At 39.0% G+C, this 2,461-nt stretch carries 2 protein-coding genes; one reads left to right on the top strand and one right to left on the bottom strand.

What is annotated here, in order from left to right; translation table 11 throughout:
- The coding region (gene rfbB, locus BLP54_RS14200) for a dTDP-glucose 4,6-dehydratase (RefSeq protein WP_090170879.1) at positions 1 to 896 on the bottom strand (896 nt) is incomplete at its 3' end.
- A 423-nt stretch (positions 897 to 1,319) separates the two neighbouring features.
- Here rfbB and BLP54_RS16150 point away from each other — a divergent pair.
- The coding region (locus BLP54_RS16150) for a hypothetical protein (RefSeq protein ID WP_242870718.1) at positions 1,320 to 2,461 on the top strand (1,142 nt) is incomplete at its 3' end.

The raw sequence follows: 2,461 nt of genomic DNA, 5'->3' as shown, positions 1-2,461 counted from the left end.
TTTCTATCTGTTACATACTTAATAAGCTTCTCTGATACAAGCTCCTTACGTGGGTCTCCCTCTGGAAGCATCTCCTGAAGTGTATCAAGGATGATGTGAATAATCTGAATGTTCTGCTTCTCGTTGTGACCACCGATGTTATATGTCTCAAAAAGCTTACCCTGCTCTTGAACCATATCGATTCCCTTAGCGTGATCCTCTACATATAACCAGTCACGTACGTTCTTTCCATCACCGTATACTGGAAGATCCTTGCCCTGAAGCGCATTGTTGATGATAAGTGGAATGAGCTTCTCTGGGAACTGGTAAGGGCCATAGTTGTTAGAGCAGTTTGTAATGTTTGCTGGGAACTTATATGTATCCATATAAGCCTTTACAAGCATGTCTGAGCTGGCCTTTGAAGCTGAGTATGGTGAATGTGGATCGTATGGAGTTGTCTCATAGAAGAAGGCGTTATCGTCATCTGGAAGTGATCCATAAACTTCGTCTGTAGAAACGTGAAGGAACTTCTTTCCTTCCTTGAAAGAACCGTCTTCCTGCTCCCAAGCTTCCTTAGCACAGTTGAGCATTACAGCTGTACCAAGTACGTTTGTCTGAACGAATACTTCTGGGTTAACAATTGAACGGTCTACGTGAGACTCTGCTGCGAAATGAACTACACGGTCGATATCGTTCTCTTGGAAGATCTTTCTGATTGCTTCCTTGTCGCAGATATCAGCCTTTACAAAGGTGTAGTTATCGCGATTCTCGATGTCCTTAAGGTTCTCGAGGTTACCTGCATATGTAAGCTTATCAACGTTGATGATTCTAATCTCGTTGTCATACTTCTTAAACATGTAGTGAATGTAGTTAGAGCCGATGAAACCAGCTCCTCCTGTTACTAAATAAGTTCTCATAAAATTATCCCCTTTTTTATAAAAATATAAACTATAACTTCTTTATAATAATATAAAAAGCCTAATGTATTATATATGTCTTTTAAACAAATTGCTATCCATAAAAAATATTCTGTGAATGTTTCCTAATCGTAACCATTTAATACTCACATTGGTAAACATATTGAACAAACAAATTGCCGCTACAACAAGTCATATGCGCATCCGAATTCTAACAACAACCTCCTCTGACCATAATCTACTTGTTATATGTAACACCTGTGTTTTTTGCCCCACTCAATACACAAAGGAGTATATTTTCAGATAACATATTTTTTATAACTTTTTTCAATGACTTTTTTCAATTCTAACACAGTTTCAACATACTCATTACCTACACTTTTTTTACGGTGACAAATCTACCATGAAAGGAGCTGTTGTATTATGAAAAGGTCTTTAGCAATTCTTTTGGTAGCAGTTCTCTCTATCACTCCTATTACGGTTTCGGCCACTGAAAATTCAAGCGAGGATACCCCTCCCGTTGAAAGCAGTAGTCCTGCAGAACCTGAAGCGAGTCCTGCTGCTGAAGAACCAATTGTAGAACCAAGTTCTGAGCCAGAAGGTGGAATGGCCAGATCTTTAATTAATGGTTCTTCTACTACCCTTGATTTAGAGGTGACACCTTCTGATGGGCCAGATGCAGGAATCGAGCCGAAGGATCCCACTGAAGTAGAAGCAACTTCAGATGGGTCTGAGGACGAGGAATCAACTGACGAGGAAGAATCAGAAGAAACTGATGAACTCGAAGTTGAGGAAACAGTTGAAGAGCACGAGCACACATTTGAATATACAAGTAACAATGATGGTACACACACAATAACATGTAGTGGACGTATTCATTTCTCTTCGGACGATGGTGAAGCTGATGATGTTGAATGCGATTATGAAGAAGTTGAAGAGTGTACTTTCGGTGAAGATGGCAAATGTATTTACTGCGGTTATGAGCAAGAAGAAGAGGAAGAAAAATTCGACCCTTCTATTTCAATTTCTTTCTCTAATCGAAGTTGTCACATTGGCGATACAAACCCATTAATTTGTTTAAATATTTCACAAGAAAATTATGATATAGCTTATGCACAAATTTCTCTTGCAAACTATAGCAAAAATAAATATATTAACAATGCACTAGCTCAAGGAAAATATTACGATTATGATGAAAAAGAATTTGTAAATATTGGCGGAGATGGCTGGTACGCAAGTCCTAATATTACAAGCGATTACGCAGAGGGCGAATATATCGTACGCTCTTTATATATTAGAAGTACCACAGGAGAAGAAGTTCATTATTCTCTAGAGTCAGATACCTTACCAGAAGAATATCAAAGTAGTTCTATAGAACTGTTACCTGCTAAGAGTGCTATAGATAAGTTTAAGGACTACATAGTAAGTTCACCTGCTGACGAGGATGAGGATGAGGAAGAAGATGTAGAGGAAGAGGTAGTGCCTACACCAACACCTAAGGCTACTCCTACTCCAACACCTAAGCCTACTCCTACTCCAACGCCTAAGGCTACTCCTACTCCAAC

Origin of the sequence: Pseudobutyrivibrio sp. 49 (genome assembly GCF_900100545.1) — a bacterium.
Classification (GTDB): Bacteria; Bacillota; Clostridia; order Lachnospirales; family Lachnospiraceae; genus Pseudobutyrivibrio.
This window is presented reverse-complemented; position numbering and strand designations above follow the sequence as displayed.